The sequence below is a fragment of the Pseudomonas sp. H26/SER47-MNA-CIBAN-0231 genome, from assembly GCF_040310465.1.
Classification (GTDB): domain Bacteria; phylum Pseudomonadota; class Gammaproteobacteria; order Pseudomonadales; family Pseudomonadaceae; genus Aquipseudomonas; species Aquipseudomonas atacamensis.
In genome coordinates, this window is sequence record NZ_JBEOPW010000017.1 from 1 (window position 1) to 14734 (window position 14734).

General features: G+C 61.3%; 13 protein-coding genes. 10 read left to right on the forward strand and 3 right to left on the reverse strand.

Features of this window, described 5'->3' with window-relative positions; genetic code table 11:
- Nucleotides 1-632: 632 nt before the first annotated feature.
- Nucleotides 633-1673 (reverse strand): threonine aldolase family protein, encoded by a 1041-nt coding sequence (locus AAEZ10_RS21600; protein ID WP_016772826.1) that lies wholly within the window; start codon nt 1671-1673, stop codon nt 633-635.
- Between the two features lie 126 nt (nt 1674-1799).
- Here AAEZ10_RS21600 and AAEZ10_RS21605 point away from each other — a divergent pair, with 126 nt between their 5' ends.
- From AAEZ10_RS21605 to fdhA, 8 genes are all read left to right on the forward strand, one after another.
- Nucleotides 1800-2510, forward strand: coding sequence for a TraX family protein (locus tag AAEZ10_RS21605; protein WP_350570928.1), 711 nt, complete (start codon nt 1800-1802; stop codon nt 2508-2510).
- Nucleotides 2511-2797: 287 nt separating this feature from the next.
- Complete coding sequence (gene glyA / locus AAEZ10_RS21610; protein WP_024014589.1) at nt 2798-4051, forward strand: serine hydroxymethyltransferase; 1254 nt, start codon at nt 2798-2800, stop codon at nt 4049-4051.
- Nucleotides 4052-4072: 21 nt separating this feature from the next.
- A complete protein-coding gene (locus AAEZ10_RS21615; RefSeq protein ID WP_016772829.1) occupies nt 4073-5323 on the forward strand; it encodes a sarcosine oxidase subunit beta in 1251 nt (416 codons plus the stop codon).
- A 14-nt stretch (nt 5324-5337) separates the two neighbouring features.
- The gene (locus tag AAEZ10_RS21620) at nt 5338-5667 is read left to right on the forward strand and encodes a sarcosine oxidase subunit delta (protein WP_016772830.1); all 330 of its coding nucleotides are present in this window, start codon (nt 5338-5340) and stop codon (nt 5665-5667) included.
- Nucleotides 5664-8681, forward strand: coding sequence for a sarcosine oxidase subunit alpha (locus AAEZ10_RS21625; RefSeq protein WP_310403544.1), 3018 nt, complete (start codon nt 5664-5666; stop codon nt 8679-8681). The genes AAEZ10_RS21620 and AAEZ10_RS21625 overlap by 4 nt, the downstream gene beginning before the upstream one ends.
- 129 nt (nt 8682-8810) lie before the next feature.
- Nucleotides 8811-9443 carry a sarcosine oxidase subunit gamma gene (locus AAEZ10_RS21630; RefSeq protein ID WP_016772832.1) on the forward strand — a complete coding sequence of 211 codons (633 nt, stop codon included), beginning with the start codon at nt 8811-8813 and terminating at the stop codon, nt 9441-9443.
- Between the two features lie 189 nt (nt 9444-9632).
- Nucleotides 9633-10490, forward strand: a complete 858-nt coding sequence (purU, locus tag AAEZ10_RS21635; protein ID WP_016772833.1) for a formyltetrahydrofolate deformylase — start codon at nt 9633-9635, stop codon at nt 10488-10490.
- A gap of 175 nt (nt 10491-10665) precedes the next feature.
- Nucleotides 10666-11865: a formaldehyde dehydrogenase, glutathione-independent gene (gene fdhA, locus AAEZ10_RS21640; RefSeq protein WP_016772834.1), complete on the forward strand. Its 1200-nt coding sequence runs from the start codon at nt 10666-10668 to the stop codon at nt 11863-11865.
- Nucleotides 11866-11927: 62 nt separating this feature from the next.
- On the opposite strand, the gene AAEZ10_RS21645 is transcribed toward fdhA, so the two are convergent.
- Nucleotides 11928-12239 carry a hypothetical protein gene (locus tag AAEZ10_RS21645; RefSeq protein ID WP_273528256.1) on the reverse strand — a complete coding sequence of 104 codons (312 nt, stop codon included), beginning with the start codon at nt 12237-12239 and terminating at the stop codon, nt 11928-11930.
- Between the two features lie 279 nt (nt 12240-12518).
- On the opposite strand from AAEZ10_RS21645, the gene AAEZ10_RS21650 reads away from it, so the two are divergent.
- Nucleotides 12519-13076, forward strand: a complete 558-nt coding sequence (locus AAEZ10_RS21650) for a DUF2780 domain-containing protein (RefSeq protein WP_041476745.1) — start codon at nt 12519-12521, stop codon at nt 13074-13076.
- 1 nt (nt 13077) lies between these two features.
- Here AAEZ10_RS21650 and yihG read toward each other — a convergent pair whose 3' ends face one another.
- On the reverse strand, nt 13078-13965 hold the full coding sequence (gene yihG / locus AAEZ10_RS21655; RefSeq protein WP_071173847.1) for a 1-acylglycerol-3-phosphate O-acyltransferase, YihG family: 888 nt from the start codon (nt 13963-13965) through the stop codon (nt 13078-13080).
- Nucleotides 13966-14223: 258 nt separating this feature from the next.
- Here yihG and rloA2 point away from each other — a divergent pair, with 258 nt between their 5' ends.
- Nucleotides 14224-14730, forward strand: coding sequence for a retropepsin-like aspartic peptidase RloA2 (gene rloA2, locus AAEZ10_RS21660; protein ID WP_016772839.1), 507 nt, complete (start codon nt 14224-14226; stop codon nt 14728-14730).
- Nucleotides 14731-14734: the final 4 nt, after the last annotated feature.

A 14734-nucleotide genomic window follows, 5' to 3' on the forward strand; every position in this document is an offset into this window, starting at 1 on the left:
GGGAACGATCAGGGTGGGGCAGATGTGGAGATAAAGATCGTTCCCACGCTCTGCGTGGGAATGCAGCCACTGACGCTCCGCGTCATAGCGGTTTTCAGCCTGTCGCCAAGGGTGAAGCTGGAACGCGGAGCGTCCCTGGAGGCGTTACCACGCGGAGCGTGGGAACGATCAGGGTGGGGCAGATGTGGAGATAAAGATCGTTCCCACGCTCTGCGTGGGAATGCAGCCACTGACGCTTTGCGTCATAGCGGTTTTCAGCCTGTCGCCAAGGGTGAGGCTGGAACGCGGAGCGTCCCTGGAGGCATTCCCACGCGGAGCGTGGGAATGATCAGGGGGGGGCAGATGTGGAGATAAAGATCGTTACCACGCTCTGCGTGGGAATGCAGCCACTGACGCTCCGCGTCATAGCGGTCTTGACCTTGTCGATAATGATGAAGCTGGAACGCGGAGCGTCCCTGGAGGCGTTACCACGCGGAGCGTGGGAACGATCATGGTGGGCAGATGTGGAGATAAAGATCGTTCCCACGCTCTGCGTCATAGCGGTCTTGACCTTGTCGATAATGGTGAAGCTGAAACGCGGAGCGTCCCTGGAGGCATTCCCACGCGGAGCGTGGGAATGATCATGGGCGGGATCAGGCCGACATGACCTCGCGAATATCGCGCGCCAGTTCGCGCACGCGCTCTTCTTCGGTGTCCCAGGAGCACATGAAACGTGCGCCGCCCTTGCCGATGAAGGTGTAGAAGCGCCAGTTCTTTGCAGTCAACGCAGCGATGGCCGGCTCGGACAGTTGCAGGAACACGCCGTTGGCCTGCACCGGGAACATCAGTTCGACGCCGGGAATGTCGCTGACCAGTTCTGCTAGCAGTTGCGCGCAGTGGTTGGCGTGACGGGCGTATTTGAGCCAGGCGTCGTTTTCCAGAATGCCGACCCACGGTGCCGACAAAAAGCGCATCTTCGACGCCAGTTGCCCGGCCTGCTTGCAGCGGTAATCGAAGTCTTCGGCCAGTTTGTGGTTGAAGAACAGGATCGCTTCACCCACCGCCATGCCGTTCTTGGTGCCGCCGAAGCACAGCACATCAACGCCGGCCTTCCAGGTCAGGTCGGCGGGCGAGCAGCCGAGGAATGCGCAAGCGTTGGAGAACCGCGCGCCGTCCATGTGCAGGTGCAGGCCCAGCTCTTTGCAGGTTGCGCTGATGGCGCGGACTTCTTCTGGGGTATAGACGCTGCCGACTTCAGTGGCTTGAGTCAGGGTCACCACGCGCGGTTTCGGGTAGTGGATGTCCTGACGCTTGAGCGCGACTTCGCGGATCGATTGCGGGGTGATCTTGCCGTTTTCAGTGCCGGCGATCAGCAGCTTCGAGCCGTTGGAGAAGAATTCCGGAGCGCCGCATTCGTCGGTTTCGACGTGGGCGGTTTCCGAGCAGATCACGCTGTGGTAACTCTGGCACAGCGACGACAGGGCCAGCGAGTTGGCGGCGGTGCCGTTGAAGGCGAAGAACACTTCGCAGTCGGTTTCGAACAGTTTGCGGAAATGATCCGCCGCGCGGGCGGTCCATTCATCGTCGCCGTAAGCGCGCTGGTGGCCGTGGTTGGCCTGTTCCATGGCAGCCCAGGCTTCAGGGCAGATCCCGGAATAGTTGTCGCTGGCGAATTGTTGGCTCTTGTCGGTCATGGCCGGCTTCCGTAATCGAGACTCTTGTGAAGGCTCGTGGTCAATGAGGATGCGCACTTTACCGAAGATCTTCCGGGGAGCACATGCGATGTCGGGTGGGGAAAATTACCAGTTTATGTGCCGATTATGCACCTGAGCCAACGCGACGGCGCCCTGGATCTGCTCAAGTGGCTGGCGTTGCAGAGCATGTTGCTCGATCACCTGCGATATGTCGGCTTCTCCGCCGATTGGTTGTATGTGCCAGGTCGCCTGGCGTTTCCATGGTTTTGCCTGGCGATGGCGGCGAATCTGGCTCGGGAGGGTTCGCGCAAGATGGAATGGCGCTATCTGGGCTGGCTGTTGCTGTTCAGTGCAATCAGCGAAGTCCCTTATCGCTTTTATATCCCCGACCCTGACACGTTCAACGTGATGCCGACGCTGGCGCTGGGCTTGCTGGTGGCGCGCGGCTGGCAGGACTCAGCGTCGGTGCCACGGTTGCTCGCGCTGGCCGCGCTGGTGGTTGCGGCGGTTTTTTCAGAACGACTGATGTTCGGTTTCTTCGGCGTATTGTTGCCATTGGCGATGCTGCTGGTGTTCCGCCGACCCTGGTATTTCAGCCTGTTGCCGGGGCTGGTGTGTCTGGCGGCGAACCAATGGCAGGTGTTGCTCGAATCGGCGCGGTTCGGCAACAGCGTGGCGATTCTCGGCCTGGCGACATGTCTGTTTGCGCCGATGCTCGGAATGTTCTTGTTGCGACATGGGCGACATGTCCGGCCTCCACCGATGCGGCGCTGGGCATATGCGCTGTATCCCGCGCATTTCCTCCTGCTGCTTGCCATCCGCCAAATCATCTCCTGACCCCTGTGGGAGCGAGCCGGCTCCGGGCGGCGTTCCGACGAAAGCGGTCTGCCAGCCAACTTCTATGTCGGATGTGCCGGCCTCTTCGCGAGCAGGCTCGCTCCCACACGGGATCTGCGGCGTTTCGAAGAGGTCATTTCCAGCCATGTCGTAAACGCACCTTTGCGTGGCGTCCGCAGGCATTTGAGCTGTCTGTGCCGGTCATACCATCGCATCAAAGGGCACTGCCATCATTGCCAGTGCCTTACCGAGACGAATGGCGCACAGATGCCGCTGGGAGAGACGCGATGTTCAGCAAGCAAGACCAGATCCAGGGTTACGACGATGCACTGCTGGCGGCGATGAATGCCGAGGAGCAACGTCAGGAAGATCACATCGAGCTGATCGCGTCGGAGAACTACACCAGCAAGCGCGTCATGCAGGCGCAGGGCAGCGGCCTGACCAACAAATACGCCGAAGGCTATCCGGGCAAGCGCTATTACGGTGGCTGCGAGCATGTGGACAAAGTCGAAGCACTGGCCATCGAACGCGCCAAGCAACTGTTCGGCGCTGACTACGCCAACGTCCAGCCGCACTCCGGCTCCTCGGCCAACAGCGCCGTGTACCTGGCGTTGATCCAGCCGGGTGACACCATCCTCGGCATGAGCCTGGCCCACGGCGGGCACCTGACCCACGGCGCGAAAGTGTCGTCCTCGGGCAAGCTGTACAACGCTGTGCAGTACGGCATCAACACCGACACCGGACTGATCGACTACGACGAAGTCGAGCGTCTGGCGGTCGAGTGCAAACCGAAAATGATCGTTGCCGGTTTCTCCGCTTACTCGAAGACTCTGGACTTCCCGCGCTTCCGTCAGATCGCCGACAAGGTCGGTGCGCTGCTGTTTGTCGACATGGCGCACGTCGCCGGTCTGGTCGCTGCCGGCCTGTACCCGAACCCGCTGCCGTACGCCGATGTGGTCACCACCACCACGCACAAGACCCTGCGCGGTCCGCGTGGTGGGTTGATCCTGGCCAAGTCCAACGAAGAGATCGAGAAAAAGCTCAACGCCGCCGTTTTCCCCGGCGCCCAGGGCGGCCCGCTGATGCACGTCATCGCCGGTAAAGCGGTGTGCTTCAAGGAAGCGCTGGAGCCTGGCTTCAAGGCTTATCAGCAACAAGTGATCGACAACGCCCAGGCGATGGCCAGCGTGTTCATCAAGCGTGGCTACGATGTGGTCTCCGGCGGCACCGACAACCATCTGTTCCTGGTCAGCCTGATCCGTCAGGGCCTGACCGGCAAGGACGCCGATGCCGCGCTGGGCCGTGCGCACATCACGGTGAACAAGAATGCCGTGCCGAACGACCCGCAGTCGCCGTTCGTGACCTCGGGCCTGCGCATCGGCACCCCGGCGGTGACCACGCGCGGCTTCAAGGTCAGCCAGTGCGAAACCCTCGCCGGCTGGATCTGCGACATCCTCGACAACCTCGGCGACGCCGATGTCGAGGCCAATGTCGCCCAGCAGGTCTCGGCCCTGTGCGCAGACTTCCCGGTTTATCGCTGAGTCGGTTTTGGAGTAATGACTATGCAACGCTATTCCGGCTTCGGCCTGTTCAAACACTCGCTCAGCCACCACGAAAACTGGCAGCGCATGTGGCGCACGCCCACCCCGAAAAAAGTCTACGACGTGGTCATCGTCGGCGGCGGCGGGCACGGCCTGGCGACGGCCTACTATCTGGCCAAGGAGCACGGCATCACCAATGTCGCCGTGGTCGAGAAAGGCTGGCTGGGCGGCGGTAACACCGCGCGCAACACCACCATCGTGCGCTCCAACTACCTGTGGGACGAGTCGGCGCACCTCTACGAACACGCGATGAAATTGTGGGAAGGCCTGTCGCAGGATCTCAACTACAACGTGATGTTCTCCCAGCGTGGCGTCTACAACCTGTGCCACACCCTGCAGGACATCCGTGATTCCGAGCGTCGGGTCAGTGCCAACCGCCTCAACGGCGTCGACGGCGAACTGCTCGACGCCAAGCAGGTTGCGGACGAGATTCCGTACCTGGACTGCTCGAAAAACACCCGCTATCCGATCATGGGCGCCACCGTGCAGCGTCGCGGCGGTGTCGCCCGTCACGATGCCGTGGCGTGGGGATTCGCGCGTGCCGCCGATGCCTTGGGCGTGGACTTGATCCAGCAGACCGAAGTGATCGGTTTCCGCAAGGAAAATGGCGTGTGCATCGGCGTCGAAACCAACAAGGGTTTCATCGGCGCCAAGCGCGTCGGCGTGGTCACTGCCGGTAACTCCGGGCACATGGCCAAGCTTGCCGGTTTCCGCCTGCCGATCGAATCCCACCCGCTGCAAGCGCTGGTGTCCGAGCCGATCAAACCGATTATCGACAGCGTGATCATGTCCAACGCCGTACACGGTTACATCAGCCAGTCCGACAAGGGCGACCTGGTGATCGGCGCCGGTATCGACGGCTACAACGGCTACGGCCAGCGTGGTTCGTACCCGGTGATCGAACACACCATCCAGGCCATCGTCGAGATGTTCCCAGTGCTCTCCCGGGTACGCATGAACCGCCAATGGGGCGGCATCGTCGACACCACTCCGGATGCCTGTCCGATCATTTCCAAGACGCCGGTACCGAACATGTTCTTCAACTGCGGTTGGGGCACCGGTGGCTTCAAGGCTACACCCGGCTCGGGCAACGTGTTTGCCGCGAGTCTGGCCAAGGGTGAAATGCACCCATTGGCTGCACCTTTCTCCATCGACCGTTTCCACAACGGTGCGTTGATCGATGAACACGGCGCTGCTGCGGTTGCCCACTAACAGGAGAAATCCCCATGTTGCATATCTTCTGTCCTCACTGCGGCGAACTGCGCTCTGAAGAGGAATTCCACGCATCCGGTCAGGCGCACATCCCGCGTCCGCTGGATCCGAACGCCTGCACCGATGAGGAGTGGGGCGACTACATGTTCTTCCGCGACAACCCGCGCGGTCTGCACCACGAGTTGTGGGACCACGTTGCCGGTTGCCGCCAGTACTTCAACGTCACTCGCGATACCGTGACCTACGAGATTCTCGAGAGCTACAAGATCGGCGAGAAGCCGCAATTCACCGACAAGGCTGGCACTGCGAAAACAGCCACGACGGCGCTGGGAGAGAAGGTATGAGCCAGACCAATCGCCTGTCCAACGGTGGACGGATCGACCGCAACAAAGTGCTGAGCTTCACCTTCAACGGCCAGACCTACAAAGGCTACGAAGGCGACTCGCTGGCCGCCGCACTGATCGCCAACGGCGTCGACATCATTGGTCGCAGCTTCAAGTATTCGCGCCCTCGCGGCATCTTCGCCGCCGGTTCCGAAGAGCCGAACGCGGTGCTGCAGATCGGTGCCACCGAAGCCACCCAGATCCCCAACGTGCGCGCCACGCAACAGGCGTTGTATCAGGGTCTGGTCGCCACCAGCACCAACGGCTGGCCGAGCGTCAACAACGACATGATGGGGATTCTCGGCAAGGTCGGCGGCAAGCTGATGCCGCCGGGTTTCTACTACAAAACCTTCATGTACCCGCAATCGTTCTGGATGACTTACGAGAAGTACATCCGCAAGGCTGCCGGCCTCGGCCGTTCGCCGACCGAGAACGATCCGGACACCTACGACTACATGAACCAGCACTGCGACGTGCTGATCGTCGGTGCCGGCCCGGCCGGTCTCGCCGCTGCCCTGGCGGCTGCGCGCAGCGGTGCCCGCGTGATTCTGGCCGATGAGCAGGAAGAGTTCGGCGGCAGCCTGCTTGATTCCCGCGAAAGCCTCGACGGCAAACCGGCGATGGAATGGGTCGCCAGTGTCATCGCTGAATTGAAGAACACTCCGGACGTGCTGCTGTTGCCGCGCGCCACGGTCAACGGCTACCACGACCACAACTTCCTGACCATTCACGAACGCCTCACCGATCACCTCGGTGACCGCGCGCCGATCGGTCAGGTGCGTCAGCGCATCCACCGTGTCCGCGCCAAGCGCGTGGTGCTGGCGACCGGCGCCCACGAGCGTCCACTGGTCTACGGCAACAACGACGTGCCGGGCAACATGCTCGCTGGTGCGGTGTCGACCTACGTGCGTCGCTATGGCGTGGCGCCAGGCAAAAAACTGGTGCTGTCGACCAACAACGATCACGCCTATCGCGTTGCTCTGGATTGGCTCGATGCCAGTCTGCAAGTGGTCGCGATCGCCGATGCCCGCAGCAATCCGCGCGGTGCATTGGTCGAAGAAGCGCGCGCCAAAGGCATTCGCATCCTCACCGGCAGCGCCGTCATCGAAGTGCGTGGCAGCAAGCGAGTGACCGCTGCCCGCGTCGCTGCGATTGACGTCAAAGCACACGCCGTAACCAGTCCGGGCGAATGGCTCGACTGCGATCTGGTGGCCAGCTCCGGCGGTTACAGCCCGGTGGTTCACCTGGCTTCGCACCTCGGTGGAAAACCGGTCTGGCGTGAAGACATTCTCGGTTTCGTACCGGGCGAAGCACCGCAGAAACGCGTGTGCGTCGGTGGCATCAATGGCGTCTACGCGCTCGGCGATTCGCTGGCCGACGGTTTTGAAGGTGGCGTGCGCGCTGCTGCCGAAGCCGGTTTCCAGACCGTCGAAGGCGTGTTGCCGAAAGCCCTGAGCCGTCTCGAAGAGCCGACCCTGGCGTTGTTCCAGGTGCCGCACGAGAAGAACTCGGCGCGTGCACCGAAGCAATTCGTCGACTTCCAGAACGATGTCACCGCCGGTGGCATCGAATTGGCGACCCGTGAAGGTTTCGAGTCGGTCGAGCACGTCAAACGCTACACCGCGCTGGGCTTCGGCACCGATCAGGGCAAGCTCGGCAACGTCAACGGTCTGGCCATTGCCGCCCGTTCGCTGAACGTGACCATCCCGCAGATGGGCACCACCATGTTCCGTCCGAACTACACGCCGGTGACCTTCGGCGCCGTGGCCGGTCGGCATTGCGGGCACATCTTCGAACCGGTGCGCTACACCGCGCTGCATGCCTGGCATGTGAAGAACGGCGCCGAGTTTGAAGACGTCGGTCAGTGGAAGCGTCCCTGGTACTTCCCGAAAAACGGTGAAGACCTGCACGCGGCGGTCAAGCGCGAATGCCAAGCCGTGCGCGATAGCGTCGGCCTGCTCGACGCCTCGACCCTCGGCAAGATCGACATTCAAGGCCCGGATGCCCGCGAATTCCTCAACCGCGTGTACACCAACGCCTGGACCAAGCTCGACGTGGGCAAGGCGCGCTACGGTCTGATGTGCAAGGAAGACGGCATGGTCTTCGACGACGGTGTGACCGCGTGTCTGGCCGACAATCATTTCGTCATGACCACCACCACCGGCGGCGCCGCGCGCGTACTGCAGTGGCTGGAGCTGTACCACCAGACCGAATGGCCGGAGCTGAAGGTGTACTTCACGTCCGTCACCGACCACTGGGCGACCATGACCCTGTCCGGGCCGAACAGCCGCAAGCTGCTCAGCGCCGTGACTGACATCGATCTGAGCAACGAAGCGTTCCCGTTCATGACCTGGAAAGAAGGTCTGGTCGGCGATGTGCCGGCGCGGGTGTTCCGTATCTCGTTCACCGGTGAGCTGTCGTACGAAGTCAACGTGCAAGCCGACTACGCGATGGGCGTGCTGGAGAAAATCGTCGAGGCCGGCAAGCAGTACAACCTGACCCCGTACGGCACCGAAACCATGCACGTGCTGCGGGCCGAGAAGGGTTTCATCATCGTCGGCCAGGACACCGACGGCTCGATGACCCCGGACGACCTGAACATGGGCTGGTGTGTCGGTCGCACCAAACCGTTCTCGTGGATCGGCCAGCGCGGCATGAACCGCGAAGATTGCGTGAAAGACCAGCGCAAGCAACTGGTGGGCCTCAAGCCGATCGACCCGACCAAGTGGCTGCCGGAAGGTGCGCAGCTGGTGTTCAACACCAAGCAGGCGATCCCGATGACCATGGTCGGCCACGTGACCTCCAGCTACGCGCACAACTCTCTCGGTTATTCGTTTGCCATGGGTGTGGTCAAGGGCGGTCTCAAGCGCATGGGCGAGCGGGTGTTCGCACCGCTGGCCGATGGCAGCGTGATCGAGGCGGAAATCGTTTCTTCGGTGTTCTTCGATCCGAAGGGTGAGCGGCAGAACATCTGACACTGATCGTTCCCACGCTCTGCGTGGGAATGCATCCCGGGACGCTCCGCGTCCCAAGAGCGGACACAGAGCGTCCATGGCGGCATGCCCACGCAGAGCGTGGGAACGATCAATACAAGAAGGTGCTTTATGACCACAGCCAATGTTTACCAGCAACGCCCGACCACCGGCGCCCGTGCCGAGTCGTCGCTGCACCATGCCGACCTCGCCAGCCTGGTCGGCAAGGGCCGCAAGAACGCCGGCGTGATCGTGCGTGAGAAAAAACTCCTCGGCCACCTGACCATTCGTGGCGATGGCCACGATGCAGCCTTCGCGGCCGGTGTGCACAAAGCGTTGGGCATTGAATTGCCCGGCGCGCTGAGCGTGATCGTCAAAGGCGAAACCAGCCTGCAATGGATGGGCCCGGACGAGTGGCTGCTGATCGTGCCAAGCGGCGAAGAATTCGCCGCCGAGCAGAAACTGCGCGAAGCGCTGGGTGATCTGCACATTGCCATCGTCAACGTCAGCGGCGGCCAGCAGATCCTCGAACTGAGCGGGCCGAACGTGCGCCAGGTGCTGATGAAATCCACCAGCTATGACGTGCACCCGAACAACTTCCCGGTCGGCAAAGCGGTGGGCACGGTGTTCGCCAAATCGCAGCTGATGATTCGTCATACCGCCGAAGACACCTGGGAACTGCTGATCCGGCGCAGCTTCTCGGATTACTGGTGGTTGTGGTTGCAGGATGCTTCGGCCGAGTACGGCCTCAGCGTTCAGGCCTGAAAGATCAAAAGCTACCCCCTCACCCCAGCCCTCTCCCCCAAGGGGGAGAGGGGAAAGGGAGCAGATAGATGATCGTTCCCACGCTCCGCGTGGGAATGTATCCCGGGACGCTCCGCGTCCCAAGAGCGGACGCAGAGCGTCCATGGCGGCATTCCCACGCAGAGCGTAGGAACGATCAGAGGAAAAAATATGAGCCGCGCCCCAGACACATGGATTCTGACCGCCGACTGCCCCAGCGTCCTCGGCACGGTGGACGCGGTCACGCGTTTTCTGTTCGAGCAGGGCTGTTATGTCACCGAGCACCACTCGTTCGATGACCGCCTCTCCGGGCGTTTTTTCATTCGCGTGGAATTCCGTCAGCCTGATGGTTTCGACGAACAATCTTTCCGCGCAGGTTTGGCCGAGCGCGGAGAAGCGTTCGGCATGCTCTTCGAGCTGACCGCGCCGAACTACCGGCCGAAAGTGGTGATCATGGTGTCCAAGGCCGATCACTGCCTCAACGACTTGCTCTATCGCCAGCGCATCGGTCAGTTGTCGATGGACGTCGCGGCGGTGGTGTCCAACCATCCGGATCTCAAGCCGTTGGCCGACTGGCACCAGATTCCCTACTACCATTTCCCTCTCGACCCCAACGACAAACCGGCGCAGGAGCGTCAGGTCTGGCAGGTGATCGAAGAGGCCGGTGCCGAACTGGTGATCCTCGCCCGCTACATGCAGGTGCTGTCGCCGGAGCTGTGCCGCAAGCTCGACGGCAAGGCGATCAACATTCATCACTCCCTGCTGCCGGGCTTCAAGGGCGCCAAGCCGTATCACCAGGCCTACAACAAGGGCGTGAAACTGGTGGGCGCGACGGCGCATTACATCAACAACGATCTCGATGAAGGGCCGATCATCGCCCAGGGCGTCGAGGCGGTGGATCACAGTCATTACCCCGAGGACCTGATTGCCAAGGGCCGGGATATCGAAGGCCTGACCTTGGCGCGGGCGGTCGGGTATCACATCGAAAGACGGGTGTTCCTGAACGCCAACAGAACCGTCGTTCTCTAGATCGCTTTCGCGAGCAGGCTCGCTCCCACAGGGGTATGCATTCCAATGTGGGAGCGAGCCTGCTCGCGAAGGGGCCAAAACAAACAACGCAAGACCAACAAGCAATACCCGAGCACTCAACGCGCTGCCCAACCGGGGCAACGCAGTTCCATAAAAACAACAGCGAGGTGAAAGCATGTCTGGCAATCGTGGTGTGGTGTATCTCGGCGCTGGCAAGGTCGAAGTACAGAAAATCGACTATCCGAAAATGCAGGACCCGCGTGGTCGCAAGATCGAGCACGGGGTCATTCTCAAAGTGGTTTCCACCAACATCTGCGGCTCCGACCAGCACATGGTGCGCGGCCGGACCACGGCGCAGACCGGTCTGGTGCTGGGTCACGAGATCACCGGTGAGGTGATTGAAAAGGGCTCCGACGTCGAAAACCTGAAGATCGGCGATCTGGTCTCTGTTCCGTTCAACGTGGCTTGCGGGCGCTGCCGTTCCTGCAAGGAGCAACACACCGGCGTCTGCCTGACCGTCAACCCGGCCCGTGCCGGCGGCGCATACGGTTACGTCGACATGGGCGACTGGACCGGTGGCCAGGCCGAATACGTGCTGGTGCCGTACGCCGACTTCAACCTGCTGAAACTGCCGGATCGCGACAAGGCCATGGAGAAAATCCGCGACCTGACCTGCCTCTCCGACATCCTCCCGACCGGTTACCACGGCGCGGTTACTGCCGGCGTTGGCCCGGGCAGCTCCGTGTACATTGCCGGCGCCGGTCCGGTCGGTCTGGCCGCTGCCGCTTCCGCACGCTTGCTCGGTGCTGCGGTGGTGATCGTCGGCGACGTCAACACCATCCGCCTGGCCCATGCCAAGGCGCAGGGCTTTGAAGTCGTCGACCTGTCCAAGGATACCCCGCTGCACGAACAGATCGCCGCGCTGCTGGGCGAGCCGGAAGTCGACTGCGCAGTGGACTGCGTCGGTTTCGAAGCACGCGGCCACGGCCACGACGGCGTCAAGGCCGAAGCCCCGGCCACGGTGCTCAACTCACTGATGGGCGTGGTGCGCGTTGCCGGCAAGATCGGTATCCCGGGCCTGTACGTCACCGAAGATCCGGGCGCCGTCGACGCTGCCGCGAAAATGGGCAGCCTGAGCATCCGCTTCGGCCTGGGCTGGGCCAAATCCCACAGCTTCCACACTGGGCAGACGCCAGTGATGAAGTACAACCGCCAGTTGATGCAGGCGATCATGTGGGACCGCATCAACATCGCTGAAGTGGTGGGCGTGCAAGTGATCAGCCTCGATCAGGCGCCGGAAGGTTACGGCGAGTTCGATGCGGGCGTGCCGAAGAAGTTTGTGATTGATCCGCATAAGTTGTTCAGCGCGGCGTAAGTTCTACCCATGTAAAAAGGGCAGCCGATCGGGCTGCCCTTTTTCGTTCTGTGTTCGACCAGTTATTTAAAGGCGCATTTGCGGGCGTCACCATCCTTGGTTGCACACTCATCACCGTTCCAATTGCTACCGGTGGCTTGAACCGGAGTGTCGTTTCTGTAGCCAGCCGAGACGCCAAGGTCTGCCTCACCTTCGTATCGGCAGATGACAACCGAATTGGCAGTGTCTTTATCTTTAAGTCGGGCAGAAGTGAAGGTGACATCTTCGGCGCCTTGCGCATGAGTCACTGATATCGTTGGGCAGGTTGCAGCATAGGCAGTACTCATCATGGTCAGAACAAGCACGGCGCCAGTGACAATTTTCAACTTCATCATTTCGTACTCCGTTACGTAATTGGAGTGGAGATATTCACTTGCATCGTTATGACTGCCAACTGTCAGATCTGACAGTTGGTTAGTTCTAATCGAAATAAATAGTTGGGTTTTCAGCTTGAAGTCGAATAGTGAAGTAGCTATTCAACGATTGAACAATTCATTTAGGTGAGTGCGTAGAGAAGGGAATACGCCGCGAGGAACATGCCGCCCAATACCCGGTCAAACCGGCAGTTTCGTCGCCGTTGTCCGGTGGCAGCTTTTTCCCAAGAGGATGTCTGAATGAAGATTTCACGCGGTTTTGCCCTGGCATCGCTCCTGACTCTGGCCGCCGGGCCGGTGTTTGCCGGTTTCAGTTTGAACGACGTGGCCGGTGCGGTAGCGGGGATGCAGGGTGGTGACAAGGCGGCTGCTGCGGCGCCGACCTCGGAGACCGCTGGTTTGTTGAGTGCTCTGAGTGCGCTGGACGTCACGCCGGAGCAGGCCGTTGGCGGTACCAGTGCGATGCTCGGGCTGGCGAAGAATCAGTTGAGCAGCACCGACTATTCGCAACTGGCCAAGGAAGTGCCGGGTATCGACAAGTTGTCCGGTGGCAGCGGCAATCTGGCGGCGCTGGGCGCGTTGCTCGGTTCGTCCGGCAAGTCCGCCGGGCTTGAAAATGCGCTGGGCAATGTCAAAGACAGCAACGACCTGAACAACGCGTTCAGCGCGCTGGGCATGGACAGCGGCATGATCGGCCAGTTTGCCCCGGTGCTGCTGCAATACCTCGGTCAGCAGGGCGTCGGCGGTTCGCTGTTGAGCAGCCTGGGCAGCATTTGGGGTGTCGGCACGGGCACCTGAGTCAGCGGCGCTCGTTGCGCAGCTCGACGATGCGCTGATCCTTCTCGGTCCAGAGCTGGTTGACCCAGTTCTGGACGCGCTGGCGAAACGCCGGATCTTTCTCGTAATCGCCCTGCCACAGCGCCGGGTCGAGTTCGCGGGTCCTGATGTCGATGATCACTCGCGGCACGTTGCCGCTGATCAGGTCCCAGAAGCCCGGGATTTTTTCCTGTGGATACACCACCGTCACATCGAGCATCGCATCGAGTTGTTCACCCATCGCCGCCAGCACGAACGCCACGCCGCCGGCCTTGGGTTTGAGCAAGTGGTTGAACGGTGATTCCTGCTGGGTGCTTTTCGCCAGGGTGTAGCGCGTGCCTTCCAGATAATTCACCACCGTCACCGGCTGGCGCTTGAACAGCTCGCACGCCGCTTTGGTGATTTCCAGATCCTTGCCCGCCAGCTCGGGGTTCTTTGCCAGAAAGGCTTTGGTGTAGCGCTTCATGAACGGGTAATCCAGCGCCCACCACGCCAAGCCGAGGAACGGCACCCAGATCAGCTCTTTCTTCAGAAAGAACTTGAAGAACGGCGTGCGCCGGTTGAGGGTCTGGATCAGTGCCGGAATGTCGACCCACGATTGATGGTTGCTGACCACCAGATAGGACGTGTCGCGGCGCAGATCGTCGCCGCCGCGAATGTCCCACTGCGTCGGGATGCACAGCTGGAAGATCAGCTTGTCGATTTCGGCCCAGGTCTCGGCGATCCACATCACCGCCCCCGACGCGTAATCCCGCCAGCGCCCGGGTGCGACCAGTTTGAGCAGGGCAAACACCATCAACGGCCCGATCAGGATCAGGGTGTTGAGCAACAGCAGCAGGGTGACGAAACAGCCGGTGAGCAGGCGGCGCATAAGCAACTCTATGAAGTGGCAGGGGCGAGCCATGATAAGCAGCTTCACGCGACAGGCCAAATCGGTGCTGACGAATGTTTCACTTCAGTCCCGTTAACCTGATCGTTCCCCCGCTCTGCGTGGTAACGCCGCCCGGGACGCTCCGCGTCCCCTGTGACGCAGAGCGTCACTGGATGCATTCCCACGCAGAGCGTGGGAACGATCAACCGCGCGACGGTCTAAAATGCCGTTGCCTAACCTCCCAAGGAAGCCCCTTACGTGAAATCCCTCCTTGCTCTGTTTGCTCTCGTCGCGCTGCCGGTCATGGCCGCCGAGCCGACGCTGTACGGTCGCTACGAATACATCGCGCTGCCGGAAATCGGTGGCGAAGTGCTCAAGGCCAAGATGGACACTGGCGCGCTGACCGCCTCGCTGTCGGCCAAGGACATCGAGACCTTCACCCGTGATGGCGAAGACTGGGTGCGTTTCCGCCTCGCCACCAAAGACGCCAGCAACAAGGTTTTCGAGCATAAGGTCGCGCGCATCAGCAAGATCAAAAGCCGTTCCGACGAGGACGATGAAGAGCGCGACAGCAGCGATGTCGCCAAGCGCCCGGTGGTCGATCTGGAGCTGTGCCTGGGCAACGTCAAGCGCACCGTCGAGGTCAACCTGACCGACCGCAGCCACTTCAACTATCCGCTGCTGATCGGCGCCAAGGCCTTGCGCGAGTTCGGCGCGGCGGTCAACCCGGCACGGCGTTACACCGCCGACAAGCCTGACTGCTAAGTGG

What these genes read in the sequence shown, in the direction of transcription:
- AAEZ10_RS21650 (WP_041476745.1), top strand. Translation starts at nt 12,519, where the DNA reads ATGAAGATTTCACGCGGTTTTGCCCTGGCATCGCTCCTGACTCTGGCC.
- glyA (WP_024014589.1), top strand. Translation starts at nt 2,798, where the DNA reads ATGTTCAGCAAGCAAGACCAGATCCAGGGTTACGACGATGCACTGCTG.
- yihG (WP_071173847.1), bottom strand. Translation starts at nt 13,965, where the DNA reads ATGCGCCGCCTGCTCACCGGCTGTTTCGTCACCCTGCTGCTGTTGCTC.
- AAEZ10_RS21620 (WP_016772830.1), top strand. Translation starts at nt 5,338, where the DNA reads ATGTTGCATATCTTCTGTCCTCACTGCGGCGAACTGCGCTCTGAAGAG.
- fdhA (WP_016772834.1), top strand. Translation starts at nt 10,666, where the DNA reads ATGTCTGGCAATCGTGGTGTGGTGTATCTCGGCGCTGGCAAGGTCGAA.
- purU (WP_016772833.1), top strand. Translation starts at nt 9,633, where the DNA reads ATGAGCCGCGCCCCAGACACATGGATTCTGACCGCCGACTGCCCCAGC.
- AAEZ10_RS21645 (WP_273528256.1), bottom strand. Translation starts at nt 12,239, where the DNA reads ATGATGAAGTTGAAAATTGTCACTGGCGCCGTGCTTGTTCTGACCATG.
- AAEZ10_RS21600 (WP_016772826.1), bottom strand. Translation starts at nt 1,673, where the DNA reads ATGACCGACAAGAGCCAACAATTCGCCAGCGACAACTATTCCGGGATC.
- AAEZ10_RS21630 (WP_016772832.1), top strand. Translation starts at nt 8,811, where the DNA reads ATGACCACAGCCAATGTTTACCAGCAACGCCCGACCACCGGCGCCCGT.
- AAEZ10_RS21605 (WP_350570928.1), top strand. Translation starts at nt 1,800, where the DNA reads ATGCACCTGAGCCAACGCGACGGCGCCCTGGATCTGCTCAAGTGGCTG.
- AAEZ10_RS21625 (WP_310403544.1), top strand. Translation starts at nt 5,664, where the DNA reads ATGAGCCAGACCAATCGCCTGTCCAACGGTGGACGGATCGACCGCAAC.
- AAEZ10_RS21615 (WP_016772829.1), top strand. Translation starts at nt 4,073, where the DNA reads ATGCAACGCTATTCCGGCTTCGGCCTGTTCAAACACTCGCTCAGCCAC.